We start from the raw sequence: 24,786 nt of genomic DNA, 5'->3' as shown, positions 1-24,786 counted from the left end.
CTATGAACAAAGAACTCTATCATAAAATTATCATGCTCGGCTGTTTGTTCCTTTTGATAACTTCATCAATCGGTACGAACAACGATCCCCTATTGCCCGAAGATTATGCAAAAATAGTACAGGAACATTTTGCAAATGAAGAGTGGGAAGAAGGAAAAACCCTTCTGGAAGAAGGACTCGGAAGATATCCGAAGGTTTCCGATCTGCAATGGTTGATGGGAAAATACTGGCATCATAAAAAAGACTATGACCAGGCACGCTATCATTTGATAAAAGCAATAGAAGATAATTACAATAATGTAAACGCCAAACAATTGCTGGTAGACGTAGAAGAGAACACTCAAAATTATTCCAGCGCCATCTGCTATGTAAACGAACTATTGGAAGTAAACCCGTATTGGCGGGGTTTATGGCGCCGAAAAATTGATCTTTACCGCAAACAGGGCAACGATGTAGAAGCCGACCGCCTTTTAAAGCGCATCAATCAGATTTATCCCAACGACACCATTTTAAGAAAAGACTATATCTACAGCATGGAACTGGGATATCAGCACATGAAAAAAGGCGGTAACCGGAAAGAGGCTATCAACACCTTGACCGAACTGATCAAGGCGGCACCGGGAAACGAACAATACTATCTGGATATTATCAATCTGCAATTGCAAGAGGGAAATCAGGAAGCAGCTTTAGGATGGGCTTCCAACGGTTTGTCCGAAATACCCGGCAGTTATTCTTTAATAAGCAAAAAAGTGGGAATTCTGGGCGAACTGGCCCGTTATCCGGAAGCGTTGGTTTTCATGCGCGATCAGATGAGAAAAAACAACAGTGCGGCTTTACGGCAATTATACAACCATATCCTTTTAGAAGCGGCACAGGCAGAAAGGCAGCGTGATCCGTACGTCCTGTACGGCATTGTGTACGACAATGGAAAAAACAACAAAGAAGCATTGGATTACCTGCTAAACACTTCTGTCACCAGGGGATATAGCGACGATGCTTTCTACTATTTACGGGAAGCAAAAAAGAAATACGGCGATACGGACAAAGGCATTCTCTACAAAGAGTACCTACTTTACCGTAAGATGAACGAAAAAGACCGTGCCTTTTCTACTTTAAACAAATTATACGAGTTATATCCGGACGATTATGACATTCTGCTGGCCATATGCGAACAACATATGGAAAAAGCCGAAAGGCTTATAGAATTGGGATTGCACGCGGAAGCACTCCCTCACACCCAGTTTATTATTCAGAAACAGGTAGACAGTGAAATCACCGGAATAGCCTGGGAAAGAGCCTTAGGATGTTATATCAGCATGAAAAAATATAATGAGGCATTGGCAGCGCTGGACACGCTCACCACCCGCTATCCCGAATATGAAAACGGCATCTGGAAGAGAGCCTTCATACTCGACAAGATGGATAAGACCGCAGAAGCGTTGGACATCTATCTTTCAGCCATCGAGCACAGTGACGAAGACATGCGCATGTTCTACGTTATCGGCTACGAAGAGCTTGCAATTCCTTATATCAAAAAGTGCATGGAGGCAGGAAATACACAACGGGCACATGACACGGCATGCAAACTCGTGCAACTCAACCCGTCGAGCGACCTCGGTTTACGGTATGCCATCAACACGTCGGCATTATTAAAGCAGTATGATAAGTTCCAGCAATACACGGAACAAGGACTTCAATATTACCCGAATGAGCCGTTTTACCAAACAAAACTGGCTACTATCTATGACCGGGACAAACAGTACGATCTATCCATCGGACTCCTGCACCCGATCGTACAGAAGTATCCGGACAACAAAGAGGTAATAGGGGCCTTTTCACAAAGCAGCGAATACCGCGCTTTACAGTTATCAAAATCAAGAAAGGCCGTAGAAGCCATCGCCGTACTCGATACAGCGATCCAATTCGACAGCCAAAACAAATCACTTAAATATACCAAAGGATTGGTATACGAAAACAATAAACAGGCAGATTCGGCTTATTACTACCAGAAGTATTATGAACCGTCCCTCATGGAGTACAAGTCTTTCCAACGTCATCTGAACGGTTTGAAAAGCCAAATGCTCAAGAATGAGATTGCTTTGATATATCTGCGCGCACGCTATGGAGAAGAAGACATCATAACCTCGGTTGCCAGCTTGGAATATACCCGGAAAGCCCGTAAAAACACCTATACCGGAAGGATCAATTATGCCGGACGAAGCGGATCGGCCAATAAAGACATGACTGCAGAAGAACAGACTCCGGGAGGAGTCGGCATACAGATACAGGGTGAGTGGACGCACCGATTCTCATCAACAGTCTCCGGCATGGCAAATGTTGCCTACGCCACACAATATTTCCCGCAGATAGCTGCCAATATTGCGGTAACCAAATATTTCAAAAATGACTGGGAACTGGACATTCATGCCGGATACAGGCGCACTACAGCTTTCAAGAAGTCTTTCAGATTCAATGAAAACGCTCTAAATGAAGAAACAGGGCACAATGGAATATGGGAATTCGATTCGTGGGAGAAGTCACGAACCAATCTGTTCTCTGCCGGCGCGGGAGTAGCCAAAACCATCGATAAGGTCTGGCTAAATACCAAACTGGATCTGTATCTCTTGAATTCGGACATCTACTACAATGCTCAGATAGGGGCTAAATATTTCCCGGCGGATGATGGTAAAACAAACATCATGGCAACGGCAAGTATGGGATCGGCTCCCGAAACAGCCGTATTGGATTATGCACTTCCCGGTTCTTTCTCACACACAAATACAATGGTAGGACTTGGAGGGCAATATCTGATAACCCCGAATATTACAATCGGTGTAATGGGCACATGGAATACTTATTATAATCAAACCAATACAAGAACGGGAGGACAGAACAATTATATAGACAAAGTATCGACACGATACAAGAATTTATACAATATTTATGCACAGGTTTATATTTCATTCTAACAAAGTATCTTTTATTATAGAGATCGTAATTTTATGCTATTTTCTGATAGGCTGCGGCACACAGGGCCATACCGAGCCTACACTATTGTCCAAGGAAGGCTATCTCGTCTCGATATCCGACTACGCAACGGAAGAGGATACGCGTTGGGCCAAATACCTGTATGATCATCTTAAAAAACGTGCAGAAGACGAGGATATGATCGCATTCGGTGTTTCGGAAAAAGACATGTTCCGCATTATCGTACAAATCGACCCGGCACTCAAAAATGATTTCAAGGTAGAAACCCATGCCAACGGTATAAAGCTCATAACCTCCGGACCCAAGAAAATGCTATGGCTCCAATACCAGATCATGAAAAAAATCGGCGATATGGATAAACGCATAGAGTCTTCTGATCTCCCCCCAGCTTTGGTCAACCTAAATGACACTTGCGGTTCTTTTGCCTTCAAATACCAAAGCATTTATTCACCGACCGGACTACATCCCGACTATCCAGGAATAACGGGACTGGATAACTTCGATGAAAGTTGGGGAATCTGGGGACACAACCTCGGAAAAGTACTGGGAAAAGATCTCGATGAATTCTATGCCACAATAGACAAGAAAAAATACGAAGAGCAGCTTTGCTTTTCTTCCGATGTCATATACAGACGTATAGAGAATTACATCATAGACAACTATGGAGAAAAGAAAACAACGCGTTTCGTCATTGCTCCGAACGATGACCCTTCAGCCTGTATGTGTCCGGCCTGTAAAGCATTAGGCAACACTTCCGGAAACGCTACGCCGGCTGTAACACAACTAATTACCCGTTTGGCCAAACGCTTTCCCCACCATCTTTTTTTCACCACTTCTTATTTGAGTACCCGGCAAGTCCCGGCAATGGAATTACCATCCAACATCGGTGTCCTCATAAGTGCCATCGAATTACCCCTCCGCCTTGTCAACAAAAAACACACACAAGAGAAGCAATTCATACAATCATTAAAGCAGTGGAAAAATGTAACAAAGCAAATCTATGTATGGGACTACATCAATAATTTCGATGATTACCTGACCCCCTTTCCTATATTGAGAATAGCCCGTGACAGACTGGCTTTCTTCCGGGAGAACGGTGTAAGCGGTGTTTTTTTCAATGGAAGCGGATACGACTACTCCAGTTTCGATGATATAAAAACCTTTGCACTTTCAGCATTGCTCATCAACCCGGAACTGTCAGTCGAAGAGTTGATCGGGAAATATACGGCTCAAGCATACCCTCGGTCCAAAAAACTGCTAACCTCTTACTACTGTAACCTGGAAAACCGGATTCAACCGGGTAAAAGGCTTCATATGTATGCCGGAGTACAAGAAGCCGAGAAGGCTTTTTTGCCGGCAGCAGAATTTGTAAAGTTCTACAATGAGTTAAGCACACTTACGGATGAAGCGAAAGGCGATGAACGGAAAAAGCTCCATATGCTCAGAACCGCCCTTTCATTCACCCGGTTGGAGCTGGGGCGTATCCATAATTTCACACCGTATGGATATGCATGCCGGAAAGGAGAAAAAATCGAGACTATACCGGAAACCGGAGATTGGCTAAACCGCCTGAACGAACATGAGGCATTCCCGGAAATGAGATATTACAATGAAGCTTCCGACGGAATCGACAATTATTGTGAAGAATGGAAACAATATATAGCCCAACCAATGAGTTCTCCCAACCTGCTGTTAGGAGAAAAACTAACCGCAGGTTCCAAACTGGATGAAAACTACACCGACCTTTCCGTACTCACCGACGGTACGTGCGGTTTACCGGGAAGCTATCATTTCGGCTGGTTTATTTCTTCATCCGACGATTTAATATTAAATTTACCGAAAAAAGCGGCCGATAGAACCGGAAAACTCTGCATTCGTTTTTTGCATTTGCCGAGGCATCGAATTTATACGCCGCAATCTGTCGAATTGCTAAAAGACGGGGAATTTTACAAAAAGTTTCCAAGACTTCCAGGCAATACCGGTGAAAAGGGAGAAATTACAGAGTCATGCCTCCCGGTGGAACTAAAAAGCAATCAACAACTGACGCTGAGAATTAAACGGGCCGATAAGAAAAAAGCCCAGATCGCAATAGACGAGATATCATTTATACCTCAAAAATAAAAAGCAGTAACAATGAGCAAATATGTATTCTATATTTTTTTATGGCTGATACCGGCACTCTTACTATCATCGTGCCGAAAAGAAGTGCGTCCTACCAGCATAGAGATAAAAGACCCCGACAGGCATTATTACCCCATCAAACAAGGGCAGCAGCTCGATATCATGTTCACAATAACAAATACGGGCAATACTCCCCTGCTTATCACCGACATACAGCCCTCTTGCGGATGTATCATCATTGATAAAAGTTCGCATGTCATTATTCCGGAGCACGGAACCAAACAGTTCCGGGCAACATATAACAGCATAAAAAACATCGGTTTGGTTACTCACTGTATCCGGATCTACGGAAATATTCTCCCTGCGGGAAAAGCAGAAATCAAATTCGACGTCAATGTTGTGCCGGACGCTGATTACACCCGCGATTACGAAGAACTGTTCCAAGACTTTAATGTCAAAAACGGAATCGTGAAAGAGATGGTGGATGGAAAAGAATCCGAACAGGGATATTATGTAGGAAATCCTTAAACAATCATTTCCGCCGTAAATATTCATATCCGAAACGGCAGTACAGGCACTTCTTTTTATCACAATATTTTTTCTGAAGCTGTAATAAAGCCTGGCTGTCGGCAGCCGAATGTACAGACAAGCCTGCCCCATTCCACATGCGGGTGACATAATTGTTTTCCGCTTTCAGTTCTTCCAGAAAACGGCCGGCACGATCACAAAGACGTTCATCCGCTTTATGCAACCCATAAGTATAAAGAAAAGGAATCACCGTATTTATAATCAATAGATTCTGCGCATTTATACCGATCGGCTTTTCCTTTTTGGCAGACGGCTTGCCAAAAACAAAATGCTTCTCCCAATAAGGAGAAGTACGGGCAACCAGAATTTGCCGGACTGCTTTCAACGTTTCCGCTTCCATAATGCGGGAAAACAGAAAATGCTCTTTATGATAAAGCGATGCTAACTGTGCCAAACGGACATATGGAAAATTATCCGGACGAATACGCAGGAAACGCCACAAAGTGACATCCATTGCAGCAGGCAATTCGAATTTGTATTGTAAATAACGAAATTCATTCTGTATCCGTATCTGATAATCATCGATAGCATCTCCCTCCAACAGCCCTGCCAACCCAAAGAAAAAAGCCTCTATCTGCATTAAATCATCACGGTGCTTGTCGACGGCACGGAAAGGTATCAAGTCTGCCCACGTCTCAAAGGCATCCCCATTCAGTCCGAAACCAAAATTACGGGAAAGAGTGATAAAAAAAGCATCTTCCCAATTATTATTACAACGCTGTAATCGTCCGGCAATAACCTCTGCTTTCTGCTGAAAACGCTCTGTTTGCAAAGCAGTCAGCCAAGAATGAATGGTCAGTCCGGGCAAAGAGGCAAGAACAGAATAACAAGGAGGATAAGTATCTGCCCGGCAAAGTTCGTCATAGTGCAGTCTTATGTGCTCCGGGCAAGTAAGCTGTATTTGAGGCAGTTGTTCGCCGTTGGGCCGTATCACTTCACAATCGGCCTGCTCCACCACATGCAGGATGACCGAATCGTAAGCCTTGTCCTGATCATGTCCATGCCTGTACCAATCGGAAGAAGCTGTGTGTATTTCTACGTTTCCCACCCAAAGAGTACCATCTATCTTTAACTTTGCATTAAAAAAATCCGGACCGGCATGTGAGTTTTGCAAACCGGCATCAATGACCTCTACCGGCAAGCCGGAAGTTGTCTGCAATAAGTTGAGGGGAAATATTTTGTGTTTCCAGACATAGTATAGAAGTTGTTCCATGTTAACAAGACGTTAATGTATTCGACAAATGTAATAAAAATCTTATCTTTGCGACTATTATTTTGAATATAAGTCAGTAAAACAATGAAAATAGCATTAATCGGCTACGGAAAAATGGGCAAAGAATTGGAAAAAGTCGCCCTCAGTCGCGGACATGAAATTGTCTGCATTATCGATATCAATAATCAAGACGATTTCGAATCCGAAGCATTTCGCTCTGCGGATGTAGCGATCGAATTCACCAACCCGATGGTAGCTTACAGTAACTATATCAGAACCTTCAAAGCCGGTGTAAAACTGGTTTCGGGCAGCACCGGATGGATGGCCGAGCATGGTGACGAGATAAAAGAACTTTGCGAGAAAGAGGGAAAGACCCTGTTCTGGTCTTCTAATTTCAGCTTGGGAGTAGCCATTTTCTCCGCTGTCAACAAATACCTGGCAAAGATTATGAACCAGTTTCCGGCATACGACGTGACTATGAGTGAAACGCACCATATTCACAAACTCGATGCACCAAGCGGAACCGCCATCACTCTGGCCGAAGGCATTCTTGAAAATCTGGATCGCAAAAGCCATTGGGTAAAAGAAGAAGCCGCAACAACGGATGAACTGCCGATCCACTCCATCCGCGAAGGAGAAGTATTCGGAATCCACACCGTTCGTTACGATTCTGCCGCCGACAGCATTTCGATTACCCATGATGCCAAAAATCGCGGTGGGTTTGCCTTAGGCGCCATTTTAGCAGCCGAATATACAGCCGGTAAACAAGGATATTTAGGAATGAGCGATCTCTTTCCGTTTTTAGCCGACGAACCTTCGAAGCCGAGTTCTAAATAAACAAAAAACTATAATCATGAGAAAAGCAACGCGCGCACAATGGATTAAATGTGCCATCGCTATCATCCTTTACCTGATCTTCCTGGTATGGGTGAAAAGTTGGTGGGGACTCATCGTAGTACCTTTCATCTTCGACATTTACATTACCAAGAAAGTCCCCTGGTCCTTTTGGAAAAAATCGAAAAACCCGACCGTACGCAGTGTTATGAGCTGGGTAGATGCCATCGTTTTTGCTTTGGTAGCCGTATACTTTGTGAATATATATATATTCCAGAATTATCAGATCCCTTCTTCCTCTTTGGAGAAATCTTTGTTAGTGGGTGATTTCCTGTACGTCAGCAAGATGAGTTACGGCCCCCGGGTACCGAATACCCCCCTCTCCATGCCGTTGGCACAGCACACACTACCTATTATCAACACCAAATCATACATCGAGTGGCCTCAATGGGAATACAAGCGTGTTCCCGGATTCGGAAAAGTCAAAATGAATGATATCGTGGTATTCAATTTCCCGGCCGGCGATACCGTCGCCGTCAACTATCAGCAAACGGACTTTTACGACAACATCGTTTATCGGGAAGGTAAAAGGCTGTATCCCAACCAAATCAACATGGATAGCCTCAGCCGCCAACAACAGCGTATCGTATACGACCTCTATCGCAATGCCGGAAGAAAATATGTACTTTCCCATCCCGAAGAGTTCGGTAAGCTTATCTACCGTCCGGTAGACCGTCGGGAGAATTATGTGAAACGTTGTGTCGGATTACCGGGAGATACATTACAGATCAAAGACCGCATCATATACATAGACGGTAAAGCACAGGAAGAACCGGAAGATATCCAATTCTTCTACAAAGTGGAAGCTACCGGAAACATCATACCGGCCGCCTTCCTGCATGATGAATTGGGATTGAGCAATGAAGATACGCAAGACTATCAGCCGGGAGCCACTACTTTCTATCTGCCTCTGACCAAAAAAGCACGCAATACACTGCTCGGCCGCAAGGATCTTGTCACTGCGATAGACCCCATTCCTACGAGGCCATTACATGACCTCTATCCACAAAATCTATACACAAACTGGACAGTAGACAATTACGGCCCTATATGGATACCGTCCAAAGGTTCTACCATCACATTGACCATGGACAACCTGCCGCTTTATGAAAGATGCATCGTTGCCTACGAAGGCAATAAGCTGGAAGTAAAAGAAGACGGCATTTACATCAACGGACAAAAAACGGATAAATATACTTTCGGGATGGACTACTACTGGATGATGGGTGACAACCGCCACAACTCACAAGATTCCCGCTATTGGGGATTCGTGCCCGAAGATCATGTAGTCGGTAAACCCATCGTCGTATGGCTGTCTTTGGATAAAGACCGCGGATGGTTCAACGGCAAAATCCGTTGGAACCGTATCTTTAAATGGGTAAAATAGTAATTATTCAATCGATCAATGCGCCAATGTATGCATTGGCTGTACTATGAAGAGAAACCTGAAATGGATAATCGCCTTAACCGGAGCAATAATCATCGTACTATTGCTCCGTGGTTTTGCTTTTACCTCCTGTCTCATTCCTTCGGCAGGGATGGAAAATTCTCTTTTTCGCGGCGAACGCATATTGGTCAATAAGTGGAGCTACGGACTCCGCCTGCCTGTCATGTCCCTTCTCTCCTACCATCGATGGGGAGAACGGAAAATCCGGAAAGAAGATATTGTTGTTTTCAATAATCCCGCCGCCGTAACGGAACCGGTCATTGATAAACGGGAAGTGTTCATCAGCCGTTGTATAGGTGTGCCCGGCGATACTTTGCTGGTCGATTCTATTTTTTCCATCGTATCGTCCCGAAGTGCCTCCGCCCCCGACCGGAAAAGGCTGTATGTCTATCCACGAGAAAAAGAACAACTGCTGGATTCTCTCCTATCCATCTTATCCATCACTCCGAATGACCTGATGGGACAAGATTCCATCAACAACGTACGGAGTTTCAGCCGCTATGAATACTATTTACTGGAACAGGCCATGAACGGCAACAATTGGATACATCTGCTGGAACCCGGTCAAGAGAAACAGATAGCCAACCCGTTGATTATCCCGGGAAAAGGAAAGGCCATACGGGTATACCCGTGGAATAAAACCCTCCTTCGCAACACATTGGTACTGCATGAAGGGAAACAGGCCGAAATCAAGAACGATACATTATATGTGGAAGGACATGCCGTACAGCATTGTTATTTCACAAAAGATTACTATTGGATGGTCTCCGACAATTCCATCAACCTGTCCGATTCACGTCTCTTCGGTTTTGTCCCGCAGGACCATGTCATAGGAAAAGCCGCTTTCGTCTGGTTTTCTAAAGAAGACGGGAGCGGGCTATTCAACGGATACCGATGGAACCGTTTCTTCCAGCCGGTAAGATGAATGAGGGATTTATGATTTTTGAATTATGAATTATGATTTATGAATATAGAAAGATGAAAACTGCATACTTATCTTCCGCCTATCTGGCTCCTGTAGAATACTACACTAAGTTAGTAACTTATGATAAAATCTACATCGAGCAACATGACCATTACATGAAGCAGACCTATCGCAACCGTTGCACCATTGCCGGCCCGGACGGGGAAATAGCGCTTTCTATTCCTATCATAAAGCCGGAAAACCTGAAATGCCCGATGAAGGACATTCGTATCTCCGATCACGGTAATTGGCGGCATATGCATTGGAATGCCATAGAATCAGCTTACAACAGCACACCGTTTTTTGAATATTACAGGGACGACTTTTATCCTTTCTACGAGAAGAAATATGTATTTTTAGCCGATTTCAACGAGGAGCTATGTCACCTTATCTGCCAACTGGCAGACATTCAACCGGACATCACACGAACGACAGAATACAAAACGGACTTTACTCCGGATGAATACGATTTCCGGGAAGCCATTCATCCCAAGAGAGATTTCCGGCAGACAGATCCGGAATTCATCCCCCGCGCCTATTATCAGGTATTCGAGCATCGAAATGGTTTCCGCCCAAATTTAAGTATCATAGACTTGCTGTTCAACATGGGCCCTGAAAGCCTGTTGATACTACAACCGGAAGCAAAAAGCAAATAAGAAATAACTTCCAACAAAAAAGAGGTCAGAAACAAATATTTCACCTCAAAATAAAGGCAGGAAAGAAACCGGAGTTTCCTTTCCTGCTTCCATGTCCTAAAGTAAATTGTGAAAAAACTCTTTCCTCCTGCCTTAAAACCGTCTATCACTTCTTTTAGAAGGATTCTGACCAGCGGACAGGGAAAAGAAGAACATGAAGCCTCCAATAACCACAGTGTAGCCTATGATGCACAAGTCATTGCTTTCGCCATGTATGCCGGAGACAAGGCTACAGCCAGCCGGTTCATCAAGGAGTTTCCGGAATTCTCTTGAACAACCCATATCCTCAAAGCCCGTCCGGTCCCAATCGATTAGTCCGACGGGCTTTTCTTATGTCCCGCAAAACAGATGTAACACATCTTCCACCTTTCAAAAAGAAAAAAATCATTTCGTCCACATCACTCCAAGAAAATCCCAATTTTTCCACTTTATAAAAAAGTATATCCCCCTCCGTTTCATCGATATCAAATATTTTTGCAATGATTAAAACATGTGAAACTTTATAAATCAATCGATTATGAGAAACTATTGGAGGATTATCCTTTCCTTATTTTTAATCGGCAACGCTTTATCCGTCCAAGCTGCCGTCAAATCCTTTACCGAAACATTTGTTCTTTATACCGACTCGGAAGGATTAACCACTGCATACAATGAAGGTTGGTGTCTGGACGGAAAAGGTTCGGGCACATTCGGATATTATTCATCACGTTCCGGCACATTTCCCGACCCGTTAGACGATGGTACCATTACAATGGAATCGGACTGGCTGGACGTCAAAGGAGCCGGCAACAATAAAGGAGCGGTCTTCACTGTCACAGGAATTTCCGGATTGAAGCTCGCATTTCAAAGCGGCAGTTCGGTAACCCGTTACGTCCGTGCCGATATATCCGGTACTTCCGGCGCGAACATTACTTTAAAAGGAGGTAATGACGGTACAGAGGGCAGCATGCTGGAAACTTCCGAACTGATTCCCGCCGAGCAATACACGATTACCATCACATCCTGGGCAGACGAAGAATGTACCAGTGGCGCTGACAGCCGTTTGTATTATGTGGCTTTCATGGTAAATTCTGCCGATCTGCCTGCAGCAGCCTATGTTTACGATTCCCAGTATGCCAATTATTCAATATCCAAAGATCCGGTCTATCTGACACTGACAAAATCCTATAAGGTAACAGCCGTCGATGCAAACAATTACAATTCTGTTCCGGGTACTTATTACACAGAGACTTTAAAGGATTATGACCTGGTAGTTGCTTCCGAGTCCGTTGCCAGTACGAATAAATTCGGTATTGCCTTGGCCGGCCTTGCAGGCAAAGTACCGATGCTAAACCTGAAGGCATTCTACTACGGAAGCAGTTCATGGAACTGGGCGACGGCCGCCAATCCGACGGCAGGAGCTACCGGATGGAATCAGATTATTGTAGCCGATGCATTTAAAACCCATCCTCTCTTTGCAGATATCGACTTCACAAACGCCATCACCCTCTTTGACGGTACCGCAAAGACAAGCAACAATGTACAGAGCTACCATTCCCCCAAAGAAATCATCTCCGCAGACGATGTGCTGGCAACCAATGGTGCAAACGGGTACAATGCCATTCACGAACATAAGCAAAGTAATGGTAAAAACACCTATATACTGATTCCCCTTTCGTATTCTGCCATCGAGACATTGACTCCGGATGCGAAAACACTGATTGCCAATGCGGCATCCTATGTAGCGGCTACTAAAAGCGAATACACCGCACCGGACCAAGTAGAAGCTCCCGTCATCAGTTATGACAGTGACAATAAGGTGACTATCAGTTGTCCTACCAAAGGAGCTACCATCTATTACGGCAAAGATGTTTCCGCCCTGTCTGCATCTGCATCCGTTTATACGGAAAGCTTCTCTTTGGGCATCACGACAACAGTCAGAGCCATCGCCGTAAAAGAAGGCATGCTTCCATCCGAAGAGGTTTCCGAATACATTGAAATCATCAGAGAATGCGGCCCGCAAGTACTCGACCCGGAGCGTCTGAACCGAGGTACCATTGCCACGTACACCAATGACGGTATGTTAGTCAGTTGGCGTTGGCTCGCTACCGATCCGGACGACATCGTTTTCAATGTATACCGCGACGGAACGAAGCTGAACTCGCAACTCCTGTCCTCACGCACCAATTATCTGGATGCCGAAGGTTCGGTTAACTCTAATTACACGGTTGAAGCAGTGAGTGGCGGTAAGATCATTGAGACTTCTACGGCATTGGTTCTGGAGAAAGGGTATCTGAATATTCCTCTCGACCGCCCGGCAGGAGGTACAGTTCAAGGCAGCAGCTATACTTACACCCCCGGTGACGCCAGCGTAGGCGATGTGGACGGAGACGGCGAATATGAGATCATCCTGAAATGGGATCCTACCAATCAATGCGACAACGGGCAGAACGGTAGCCAAAACTATACCGGAAACGTTTATCTGGACTGTTATAAACTGAACGGGACAAAATTATGGCGTATCGACTTAGGCGTCAACATACGTGCGGGCGCCCACTATACCCAATTCATGGTTTATGACCTGGACGGCGACGGAAAAGCCGAAGTAGCCTGCAAGACCGCTCCGGGTACCATTGACGGGAAAGGAAACAATGTAATCATGGGTAGTGATGACCCTAAGGCCGATTATCGCGGAACGCACGGCGGCAAACAAGGAGTTATCAAAACCGGACCGGAATATCTGACGGTTTTTGAAGGCGCTACCGGTAAAGAACTGTCTACAGTAGCCTATGAGCCGAGCCGTAACATCCTTTCAGATTCGGCATGGGGAGACAGCTTTGGCAACCGCTGTGAACGCTATCTGGCCTGCGTTGCCTATCTGGATGGGAAAAAGCCGAGCCTTGTGATGTGCAGAGGCTATTATACAGCCGCTTACCTGTGCGCTTGGGACTTTGACGGAAAAGAACTGAAAAAAAGATGGCTGCACGCATCTACTACGAAAGGGAAAGGAGCTTATGGCGAAGGTGCCCATAGCCTTACAGTAGGTGACGTAGACGGTGACGGATGCGATGAAATTGTTTATGGAGCCTGTTGCATCGACCATGACGGAAGCGTACTCTACCGCACCGGATTGGGCCATGGCGATGCCCTTCATTTAGGTGATTTCATTCCCGACCGTGAGGGTTTGGAAGTGTTCATGGTACACGAAGAAAAATCTGCTGCCTACGGTTTCGAGATGCGTGATGCCCAAACCGGTGAAATCCTTTCCGGGAGAAAGATGGGCTCAGATATTGGCCGTGGTCTTTGTGCAGATATCGATTCCCTCTCCCGTGGAGCCGAATATTGGTCATTGGCAAAGTTTAATATGACCAGTGACGGCAAGTATAACAGCATCACTTTCGACTGCAACGGCGACTCCATCTCCACCAAACGCCCGTCTGTCAATTTCCGCACTTACTGGACAGGCAATCTATCCGAAGAATTGCAGGAAAAAGGAGTCATCTCGCAATGGGTAAACAAAACATCCAGTTGTACTACCGTTACCGACTTTGTTTCCACTTACGGCTGTGGAGTGAATCTGATAAAAGATACCCCCTCTCTGCAAGCCGATATTTTGGGAGACTGGCGCGAAGAGTGTATCTATTATGACGAAAAGACCAAAAGCAATCTGATGATTTTCTCAACTCCGTTTACGTCTCCTTACCGTGTTCCCTGCCTGATGCACGACCATATTTACAGAATGTCTATCTGCTGGCAGAACGTGGCTTATAACCAACCGCCTCATTTAGGATACTATCTGCGCGACTACGTCAAATACCAGCAATCCAACCCTACGGGTATATCACGGCCAGTCCTGACGGATGAACAAAGTAATGTTGAGATTCCTTTCACTCTGATTTCCGATGGCATTGTTATCCGGTATACGGATATGGACAATGCCTCCTCCAGCATCCGCGTCTACTCTTTAGACGGATTGTGCGTATATCATGTCACGAACCAACTTCAAGGAAGCGGAGAAATCAAACTGGAAGGTCTGGAAGGACTTAAAAAAGGCGTTTACCTGCTTTCTGTAGTTGTTGATGGAGCAAAGACTGTCAGAAAGATCATACAGTAAAAGACGATTAATTGAAGGATAAGCCCATCATTGGCAAATTGATTGCCGATGATGGGCTTATCTGCTATTCCACCTGGGAATCCCCCTCCTCACCTTTTTTGCTATATCGGTTTGTTAATCATGAAAGCGCTCTCCCACCTTACTATATACACCATGCTTACGGTCGGTCTAAAGCGTGCTTACGATTCACAAGGACCGTATTCATGACACATAAGGAGTGTGCAGGTTAGGGATTCACTTTGTATCTACAATGGATAAAGGCTTTGATTAAGAAAGATGCTAAGTTCTTTTCCGAAAAACTTATATATTGATGTGTACTGGATTTAGTCGTTGACAACTTCGATTGTTATTACTGTATTAGTACACTTAATGTTTTCTTTAAAATTGTTAAGTCCCCTGATATTTCAAAAACACAGATTGTTAAATCCAGTAATCCCAATTGTACCAAGTTATTTTTTATCATTACCAAATGCAGATTTATCTTACTTAAAGCCAAGCAAGATTCTAAATATTTCCATACAAACCAGCAATTAGTTATTCAAAAACATTAACAAAGACAAATATTATAACTAATCAACCAAATATTACAACTAATCCTAATAAAACCGACGTAATATTGCAGTGAAATATTTAATCTTAATTCATCTAATACGACATGAAAAACATTATGTTATTTATTTGGATATTATGTGGTTTCATATCATGTAAAAATCATCCTTCAAAAGTAGAAGAAGCACTAATTTTATCAGGTGAAAACCGCGTAGAACTGGAAAAAGTACTTGAATATTCTAAAAAGAAAGGCAAAATAGCCTACGAATCCGCTTGTTTTTTAATTGAAAACATGAGATACCATAGGAGTGAAAATAAATTAGAACTGGATAGTTCATACATTCATTTTTTTAATCAAACAGATTCCATGTACAACTCTCTTTTTAAAGGAATGAATTTAGACGAGATTAAGTCTTTTAAAGGTAAAAAGTATGATTCAATACGTATTGCTTTAGCAGAAACGTTTAACAACATTAAAGCTACCAACAAAAATTACAAGAAAAATAAAAGCACAACTGACCTGCAAACAATTCATGCAGATTTTTTAATTGATAATATAGAATCTGCACTTCACATATGGGAAGCTAACGAATATACATATAAAAAAGATTTTGCTTTCTTCAAAGAGTTCATATTACCTTATAGAACCACTGACGAATACCCCGCTTACAATCGCAGTACCATCCACTCACTTTACAATAAAATAATATCAGATTCTGCAGATATAAACGCTTCAATCTACTCAAAACTCGAAAGATATAAAACATATGTCAATAAATGCAGATGGATAAACAAGTACGTCGAAGCCAAAGAACATTTGGGTATTTATGATCTATTCATCCCTAAATTCAAAATGGATTGTCACAACATGACAACCTGGAGTAGCGATATACTCAGAGCCTGCGGAGTAGCTACAGTATATGAATACACTCCACAATGGACAGACAGAGACAGAAAACACTTTTGGTGTGTATCACCTGATTCCACCGGGATTTTCCAACCTTACACAGCACCCGACAATAATATAAGAGAGGATTGGGAGAGCGACATAAAATACGCAGGAAAAGTATATAGAAAAACATTTGAAGCTCAAAGAAACACCCCTTATTTTTTAGCGGGAGAAGATGAGTATATTCCAGAATCACTACGTTCCCCATTATTATCAGATCAAACCTTTCGCTATCACCAAACAATAACACTAAGGATACCACTTTCCCCAAAAATAAGAACACACCTCGTTTACCTATGTATGTTTACAAGAGAAAAATTAAACCCTGTCGGCTGGGGAAAGGTAGACACCAATAACGGAGAAATCATTTTCAACCAAATACCTTTAAACATTCTTTTTTTTCCAATATATTTTGATGAGGAAGAAATGAAACCCGCCGCCCAACCATTTATGATTTGCTCTAATGGTATTCATCACGAAATACCTCAGCCTCTAACCATCAATGACATGAAACATGAGATGGATGTGACACTCCGCAACAACAGTCTTTATATATCCAATAGTATCAACAAAAAAACATCAGGGCTTAAATACATAAGTATAGATTGTGATACCACAAAAAAAAATGAATTGGTATTATTACGTAAATATCCGGAAAAAAGAAAATTGAAAGCATCATATAACAGAATGAAAGGAAATATATGGCTGGCCGGTAATAGAGAGAGAGGACAATATGACACGTTACACACCCTTGACTATGTGCCTTCTCCATATATTCAAGAAGTTTCGCTGAACAATAATAAGGAGTATAGATATTATCGTTATGTGAGTCCTAACAAATTTCCCATCGACATTTCACACATGGAATTTTTAAGTACAGACTCTAAACTTGAATCTCATTCTCTCCCGACTGCGCTTCCTATATTCCCCAATCAAAAAAATGAAAACAGTCAAGAAAAGAAATATCGTATATCCGGCAAACCAATCCACACAGGAAAAAAACCAGAACTCGCATTTGACGGTAACTTTGAAACTTATGTCGGTTCGTCCGGCATAGGCATGGATTTTGGAAAACCTGTTAAAATAACACATGTACGTTTCGTCCCCCGTAACGCCAACAATATGATAGTCATCGGTGACTGTTACGCTTTAATGTATTACAACAATGGATGGAAAAGATCAAAAGTTCAGAAAGCTGATAAAAATTATCTCAAATTCAATAATGTCCCGAAGGCTACATTATATTTATTAAAAAATCTAACCAATGGGACAGAGGAATTACCCTTCTTCTATATCAAAGGCAAACAGTACTTTTTACATGTAGACACATTGGATTACAACTCCTTATGAATAACACAACACTTTTATGAAAATAAATAATGAAAACGGGGTTAAAGGAATCTTTTTGGTGATTTTTTGTATCTCTATATTTCTTTTTACCCGTTCAAACGGATATAATATTTTGCCATTCAGCAACAATATCATGCTATATTTATATAGCGTTATTGGTAGTATTGTTATTTTATATCTATCAACATCACGTATCAAACTAAAAGCAATTGACATTTTATGCCTTGTATACTTCATATATAACCTTCTTTGGCTACTTGTGACATCTAAAACCAAAAATATAGAAACAATATACCTATTTTTTTTCCTTGCCATGTTATATATAAACATTCGTAATATATCATCCATATACTATAAATACATTCTTTACTCATTCCCATTCATAGTCATCAGCCATTTTATATACTACATATGCTGGGAAAACCCATATTATTTCTTATATGAGCACAAAGGCGTTTTCACCGGTTTCCTACACAATTCAGGTCTGTGGGGAGAATTCGTCGCCATGACACTTATTTGCAATATAGGATTAATTCATCTTAATAAAAAGAGCAAAAAAACATCCACATTATTGATATTTGTGTCCTTCATTGTTTCCTTTATGCTTTACGAATCCGACTCAAGAGCATCTTGGCTTTCTTTCGCCATAGGGATACTGACTTTCTTTTCACCTCTCATCATCAAGCATTTGCCAAAATCAATTATTATCCGAACCGGAAGCTTATTAATATTAATTTGTCTTTGCACTTATCTTATATCAGGGTTGTATTCATACAAAAAAGATTCTGCAGATGGAAGAATTCTAATCTGGAAAATTTCATTAGAAATGGTGAAAGATAAGCCAATATTGGGTTATGGATTTGATGGATTTAGAAAAAATTACATGAACTATCAAGCTGCATATCTTCAAGAAAAGCAACTTCCGGAAACAATCAATAATCTTGCAGATGACAATCACCATGCATTTAATGAGTTTTTAAGGATAATCATAGAGCAAGGCATTATAGGGGTAATCATACTATTTATCTTTTTAACAACCATAGGTTACACTATATATAAATACAAATTATATATAGATACCGTATCAAGAACGATAATCTCCTGTTTGACCGCATTGCTGTTTTTTTCTTTTTTTTCTTATCCGCTTTCGACATTTCATATAAATGCCTTAATAGTGATATTACTGGCAGGATTAGCTTGTTCTTCTCAAGATACTCCAATATGGAAGTTACAAATAAGATCTATTAGTCTTATAATACCATATAGCATAATATTCTTCATAAGTTCGGTTTATTTATTCTCCTATTCCAAGGCAAATTCAGATTGGCTAAATACTCTGAAAGGGGTGTACACAAATGACAACATTCTTGAAGAAGCGAGAAAAAAACTATCAGGAAACCCATACTTCTTATCTACATATGGCAAATATTTAAACAAGAAAAAACGTTACTCAAAAGCCGCTTCAATACTTTCTCAATCCATAAAAGAATACCCATCATACTATACAGTGATGGAACTGGGAATAAGCTATAAAGCACAAAAAAAATATACAGAAGCAATGCATTGCTTTTACAAAGCAATGCATATGATTCCACACAAAATCAAGCCACTCTACTTTATGATGGAGCTATATTATGACCAAAAGGATTACAAATCAGCAATCCAACTATCAAATAGAATACTATGTAAACAACCCAAAATCCGATCATCCGAATTAAATATAATATTAAAAAGAACAATTTTATTGCAAGAAAAAATGAACGCGCGTTACACTAATATAAACTAAAATTATTAACAAAAAAAGACAAGTAATGAGAAAACGACTAATTAAATGGGTTGCTCTTATCAGTATTCCATTTGGCATACTTTTTGCGTGCAAAGAGTATGATGAGCAAGGGTATCCGCAAAAAGAGCCCAAATTAGACAGAGCAACTGAAATTGCCAATGCCAGAACATGGTATGAGTCACAAGCCGCTGTCAGAAGCCGTACAAGAGCATCATCAAAAGAAGACAGTCCTCAAGGTACGCTTTTAAACATGGAGCCTAATTGGAAATTAACTTACCGAAGAAAGAATGATAGGTATAGAACTGTAGAATCAGTTATGACAAGTAATGAACGAGTTACATTTTTGAGTCCCGAACTTATCAACAAGTTGGAGCAAGATCGTGATTATAGATTCAAGAAATCCATAACCAGGCTCATTGTCAGAACCGATAGGGAAACACAAGAGGTTGTTGGTTTTACTATGACTATAATTCCTTCTATAGAATATTTAGAACTTACAGCATTTAATCCTTTTCATAACACATATGTTAATCGTGACGAACATTTTGGTGGTTACATTATATATCACAATTTGGATGGAACTTTTGCCAATGGGTGGAAATATGTTGACGGAAAAATCACACACACAGTATCAGAATCTATTGTTCCAGTTGACTCTATCAAAAATAGCCCATCAGTTCAAACAAGAATGCATGAAGAATGTGAAGAATTCGTATACGAAGTATTAGTGGAGGAATGCTTTGAATGGTGCACTGAAACAGAATGGGGTACCACATGCGAAATTGACCATTGTGATTACTATACGGAAATCCGCGACTCATGGGAAGAATGCGATTGGGTAGAAGATGAGGACGATTATGGTGGCGGTGGTTATATCCCCAAACCAAAGCCAGATCCGGACCCAAAACCCGAGAAAACTAAGGACCCCTGTGAAACTGCAAAGGAGACATCCTCCAATCAAGGATTGAAAGATAGAGTTAATGCAATATTCGACCAGACATTCCCTTACAGAGTTGGTGCAACAGAACATGGTTATATCAGGACAACCTCCGGAGAAATGATTTACCCTACTACTCTTACAGCAACAAGCTTGCAGTATTCCACTAAGGATGTAGCGAACAAATCATACTCAGAATGGTATCATTCTCACCCAACAGGTGTACCGATAACATCATTAAGTGATTTAAAAGCATTAAGCGAAGCCTATTTAAAAGGGAGAATTAAATCTGATAATTTCACCTATGGTGTTATGGCATCAAATGGATGCACAATAATTTCAATAAAATCAGAAACCAACTTTAAAACCTTTGCAACTAACATGCAGAATGGGGCATACGACGTTTTATTCGACAGATTAGTTCAACATGGGAAAAAAGGAGATTTCGATCAAAGCCTGGAAAATCTACTACTCTTCTTCGATAGAATCAGTGCCGGACTTTCCATGTTATTCCGCCCCATGAATGATTGGGAAACAGGAAAGCACCAAGGAAACTGGACTCCCAAAGAGTTAGATGAGAATAATAAAATGACAAATTCAAATTGCAATTAAGATTATGAAAACAATTAAGATTATTTTACTACTACTTTTAATAAGTAATTCCCTTATCGCACAAAAGATTAATATTGATATTACTTTCTACACTAAAAATTTAGGAGCGTATGAAGGTACATGGGTATATCAGTCAAATGACACCATATTTAAAATAGTTCTACAAAAAGGCCCCATAGTTTATCCAGATGGCGTTGCTATTGATGGACTTTTAGGAGGATATTTCCTTTCTGTAAAAGGAGATATCCTTGAAAACTATTTATCTCCTCTACCTGCTTGCTGGAAAACTTTTACTACGACAAACAACTTATACATATGGGCGACAAACTATTCACCCAATGAACAAGACGTTGATCCCAACAGCCTAAGATTCACATTTTGGGATCAGAAGAAGAGACATTACGATGGCAACGGAATTATGGCAGGAACTATAAATTTGCTATCACCGAATAAAATCCGGTGGATTCTTGATGAAATAGAAGGAATTAGGGCGACAATAGACCAAACAGCAGACCCGATAGGCTTTTCTGTGCCAACAGATGTTATTATGATAAAAGAGGAATAACTTATTATACAAATTGAGAGGATGTATAAAAAAATAATACATCCTCTCCTTATGCTTTTATAGTAGTTCTACGTAAACTCAACACCAATTATAATATTGCTGCAATTTTACGCACCTTATTAATTTTTTCCATCAAGCTGCTATCCTTCTTTGCCATCTGCAAATTGTAGGATGTTTGCATCCGGAGCAAAGGTTCAGCATCTAAAACTAACGCGGCTTCTATAAGCATAGCATACTCTGTATTTAGTAAACGCTTTGCATTCAGAATTTCATTTAATACAGTATAAGACACTCCCATTTCTTTAGCAAGTTTCTTTTGAGAAATACCCCTAAATTCAATTTCATCCTTTAACACCTCTCCCGGGTGCGTCGATTCAAAAGGTATTAAATTATTAGCTATCATTTTAGGGTCTATGCCATCTATTTTAATCATAACTTTTTATAATAGTTAAGCAATTCAATTATATTACATATTTTGCCTTGCACCTCCGTGGTTGTAGCACCAAATAAAGCAACTCATCGTTTCAACCTATTGAAACAATGAGTTGCATACTGAAGAAACGGACAGTGCCAACATATTGAAACGAATGGTTGCATACTGAAGAAACGGACAGTGCCAACATATTGAAACGAATGGTTGCATACCGAAGAAACAAACAGTTTCAAACCGGTTGAAACTACCCCGCTATTCTTATCTCAATTCGAAAGGAACCACTCCTCTGATATCGGCAGCAGAAGCGGCAATCACAGCTTCGAACTTACCCGGTTCCGCTATCCACTCATGCTTAGCGTCATCAAAAAAGCTCAGAGCATCTTTGGCAACAGTGAAAGAGACCTTTTGCTCCTCGCCCGGTGCGAGCTTCACTTTCCGGAAACCTTTCAACTCTTTTACCGGTCGCGGCAAAGAAGATTTCTTGTCACTAATATAAAGCTGCACGACCTCTTGCCCTTCACGGTCGCCGGTGTTCTTTACAGTAACCGTAAAAGTAATCGTATCGTCGGCCGTCATCGTCTTTTTATCGGCAACAGGCTTACCATATTCAAAAGTAGTATAACTTAGTCCGTGACCAAACGGGAAAAGCGGCTTCGCTTTCTTCTGTTTGTCGGCCCAGCGATAGCCTACAAAGATGCTCTCATTGTATTTCTCATTCACAATGTCACCCACCTTTTCACTACCGGGATACTCACCCAACTGATGGGCAGGTACATCCTCCAAACGGGCAGGAAAAGTGAAAGGCAATTTCCCGGAGGGGTTTACATCACCCATCAATACGGCAGCGATGGCATTTCCGGCCTCCGACCCCAAGAACCAAGCCTGCAAAACTGCCGGAACTTCCTTGATCCAAGGCATCGCTACAGCATTGCCGGAAACATTGACCAGGACTAAATTCTGATTTACCTTGACCAATTCCGTGATAACCCTGTCCTGACCGTACGGCAAACCAAGACCGGTACGGTCAGAGTCTTCGCAATCCTGATGCGCACTCTTATTCAATCCGCCAATGAAAATAACATAATCGGCTTCACCGGCCACCCGGACAGCTTCGGCAATCAATTCTTCCGGGCTACGGCCATCTTTCAGATTCTGCCCGGAAACAACGCCGTTGTATTCGCCACTGACATCCCCCACATATCCACGGGCATAAACCACTTCCGCACGATTACCGACACGATTGCGGATACCATCCAACGGAGAAATTTCCCGTTGTACCTTCAAAGAAGAGGAACCACCTCCCACAGTCATCATCTTCACGGCATTCTCGCCTATCACGGCAATCTTCTTTGTTTTAGCTAAATCGATGGGCAACAGGTTACCATTGTTTTGCAGCAATACGATACCCGCTTCCCCTATCTTACGGGCGGCATCATAATGCTCCGGAGAACGCATGGCACCATAAGGCCGGTTACGGTCCATCGTTGTACGGAAAGCCAGACGAAGAATGCGGCGCACTTTATCATCCAGTTCTTTTGTGCCTGCCTTACCCGATTGGATACGTTCAAGGTAAGGATCCGCTAAATAATAATTATCATAAGCATTGCTTGCCCCGTTGGAAAGACCATCTGTCCAGCTACCGAATTCCATATCGAGTCCGTTGGTTATCGCCTGGTCTGTATCATGCACACCGCCCCAGTCGGATACCACCACTCCATCAAATCCCCATTCACCTTTCAGGATGTCATTCAGCAGATATTGATTGTGACAGGCATGCTGGCCTTTGTATAAGTTGTACGCCCCCATGATACTCCACGCTTTGCCCTCCTGCACAGCTGCTTTGAAAGCCGGGAGATAGATTTCATAAAGGGCGCGGTCGTCTACGATGACATTTGTGGTATGGCGGTTCACCTCCTGATTATTCAATGCATAATGTTTCACACAAGCGGCTACTCCGTTCTGCTGTACTCCCTGCACATAAGGGACGACCATACGTCCGGCCAGATAAGGATCTTCGCCCATATATTCAAAATTGCGCCCGTTCAACGGGGTACGATAGATGTTCACTCCCGGCCCCAGCAGCACGGTTTTATTGCGATAACGCGCTTCCTCACCGATGCTTTTGCCATAGAGCATAGACATATCGGTATCCCAGGTAGCGGCCAGACAGGTCAATGCCGGAAAAGCCACACAAGAGTCATTGGTCCATCCTGCCTGGTCCCATTCATCCCATAACACTTCGGGACGTATGCCGTGAGGGCCGTCTGTCATCCAAAACTCAGGAATTCCCAAACGAGCCACGCCCGGAGAACAGAATTTAGACTGTGCATGCGTGACCGCAATCTTTTCCTCCAGTGTCATTCGAGACAAGGCATCCTCTACTCTCTCTTCAACAGGTTTGCTATCGTCCAGATAGACGGGTGTCTGTGCCAATACCGGCAGAGCAACCAGGGATAAACCCAATAAGACTGATTTTGCTTTCATGATATGATCTATTGTATATAGTTAATCAAAGGAAATTTATCATTCATACATACTTCCCGAATATGGCCGCATATTCTCGCTTTCCGGTATTCAACCGTATTTCATTTTCCTACTGTCT

Annotated in this window: 16 protein-coding genes; 13 read left to right on the top strand and 3 right to left on the bottom strand. The window is 42.2% G+C overall.

Features of this window, described 5'->3' with window-relative positions:
* The first annotated feature begins 2 nt into the window (after nt 1-2).
* From RB604_RS04770 to RB604_RS04760, 3 genes are read left to right on the top strand one after another with little or no spacing between them, the layout of a single operon-like run.
* Nucleotides 3-2,969 (top strand): tetratricopeptide repeat protein, encoded by a 2,967-nt coding sequence (locus RB604_RS04770; protein ID WP_172680650.1) that lies wholly within the window; start codon nt 3-5, stop codon nt 2,967-2,969.
* Nucleotides 2,944-5,109 (top strand): DUF4838 domain-containing protein, encoded by a 2,166-nt coding sequence (locus tag RB604_RS04765; RefSeq protein ID WP_055293231.1) that lies wholly within the window; start codon nt 2,944-2,946, stop codon nt 5,107-5,109. Before RB604_RS04770 ends, RB604_RS04765 begins: the two co-directional genes overlap by 26 nt.
* 12 nt (nt 5,110-5,121) lie before the next feature.
* Entirely contained in the window at nt 5,122-5,637 is a 516-nt protein-coding gene (locus RB604_RS04760; RefSeq protein ID WP_005927703.1) for a DUF1573 domain-containing protein, read from the top strand.
* A 4-nt stretch (nt 5,638-5,641) separates the two neighbouring features.
* Here RB604_RS04760 and RB604_RS04755 read toward each other — a convergent pair whose 3' ends face one another.
* Complete coding sequence (locus tag RB604_RS04755; RefSeq protein ID WP_055293229.1) at nt 5,642-6,910, bottom strand: DUF2851 family protein; 1,269 nt, start codon at nt 6,908-6,910, stop codon at nt 5,642-5,644.
* Nucleotides 6,911-6,994: 84 nt separating this feature from the next.
* Between RB604_RS04755 and dapB the strand changes: the two genes are divergently transcribed.
* The 10 genes from dapB (at nt 6,995) to RB604_RS04705 (ending at nt 21,751) form a co-directional block, all read left to right on the top strand.
* Nucleotides 6,995-7,747, top strand: a complete 753-nt coding sequence (gene dapB, locus RB604_RS04750; protein ID WP_005927709.1) for a 4-hydroxy-tetrahydrodipicolinate reductase — start codon at nt 6,995-6,997, stop codon at nt 7,745-7,747.
* Nucleotides 7,748-7,763: 16 nt separating this feature from the next.
* Nucleotides 7,764-9,191, top strand: coding sequence for a signal peptidase I (gene lepB / locus RB604_RS04745; RefSeq protein ID WP_005927712.1), 1,428 nt, complete (start codon nt 7,764-7,766; stop codon nt 9,189-9,191).
* Nucleotides 9,192-9,237: 46 nt separating this feature from the next.
* Entirely contained in the window at nt 9,238-10,176 is a 939-nt protein-coding gene (gene lepB / locus RB604_RS04740; protein ID WP_005927715.1) for a signal peptidase I, read from the top strand.
* A 53-nt stretch (nt 10,177-10,229) separates the two neighbouring features.
* Complete coding sequence (locus RB604_RS04735) at nt 10,230-10,871, top strand: WbqC family protein (protein WP_005927718.1); 642 nt, start codon at nt 10,230-10,232, stop codon at nt 10,869-10,871.
* A gap of 108 nt (nt 10,872-10,979) precedes the next feature.
* Entirely contained in the window at nt 10,980-11,183 is a 204-nt protein-coding gene (locus tag RB604_RS04730; RefSeq protein ID WP_025819120.1) for an alginate lyase family protein, read from the top strand.
* 244 nt (nt 11,184-11,427) lie between these two features.
* Nucleotides 11,428-15,003 (top strand): rhamnogalacturonan lyase family protein, encoded by a 3,576-nt coding sequence (locus RB604_RS04725; protein WP_055293227.1) that lies wholly within the window; start codon nt 11,428-11,430, stop codon nt 15,001-15,003.
* 655 nt (nt 15,004-15,658) lie between these two features.
* On the top strand, nt 15,659-17,851 hold the full coding sequence (locus RB604_RS04720; protein WP_122282066.1) for a hypothetical protein: 2,193 nt from the start codon (nt 15,659-15,661) through the stop codon (nt 17,849-17,851).
* Between the two features lie 16 nt (nt 17,852-17,867).
* Nucleotides 17,868-19,637 (top strand): O-antigen ligase family protein, encoded by a 1,770-nt coding sequence (locus RB604_RS04715; RefSeq protein WP_082430589.1) that lies wholly within the window; start codon nt 17,868-17,870, stop codon nt 19,635-19,637.
* 25 nt (nt 19,638-19,662) lie between these two features.
* A complete protein-coding gene (locus RB604_RS04710) occupies nt 19,663-21,186 on the top strand; it encodes a hypothetical protein (RefSeq protein ID WP_055293220.1) in 1,524 nt (507 codons plus the stop codon).
* Between the two features lie 4 nt (nt 21,187-21,190).
* On the top strand, nt 21,191-21,751 hold the full coding sequence (locus tag RB604_RS04705; RefSeq protein ID WP_055293218.1) for a DUF6705 family protein: 561 nt from the start codon (nt 21,191-21,193) through the stop codon (nt 21,749-21,751).
* Nucleotides 21,752-21,839: 88 nt separating this feature from the next.
* Here the strand turns inward: RB604_RS04705 and RB604_RS04700 are convergent, their stop codons facing one another.
* Together RB604_RS04700 and RB604_RS04695 are read right to left on the bottom strand one after the other, a co-directional pair.
* Complete coding sequence (locus RB604_RS04700) at nt 21,840-22,184, bottom strand: HigA family addiction module antitoxin (protein WP_055293216.1); 345 nt, start codon at nt 22,182-22,184, stop codon at nt 21,840-21,842.
* Nucleotides 22,185-22,442: 258 nt separating this feature from the next.
* Nucleotides 22,443-24,668, bottom strand: a complete 2,226-nt coding sequence (locus RB604_RS04695) for a glycoside hydrolase family 3 C-terminal domain-containing protein (RefSeq protein ID WP_055293214.1) — start codon at nt 24,666-24,668, stop codon at nt 22,443-22,445.
* Nucleotides 24,669-24,786: the final 118 nt, after the last annotated feature.

Origin of the sequence: Bacteroides salyersiae (assembly GCF_031172035.1) — a bacterium.
GTDB lineage: Bacteria > Bacteroidota > Bacteroidia > Bacteroidales > Bacteroidaceae > Bacteroides > Bacteroides salyersiae.
Note: the sequence above shows the minus strand (reverse complement) of the source record. Positions and strands in the feature narration are given on the sequence as shown.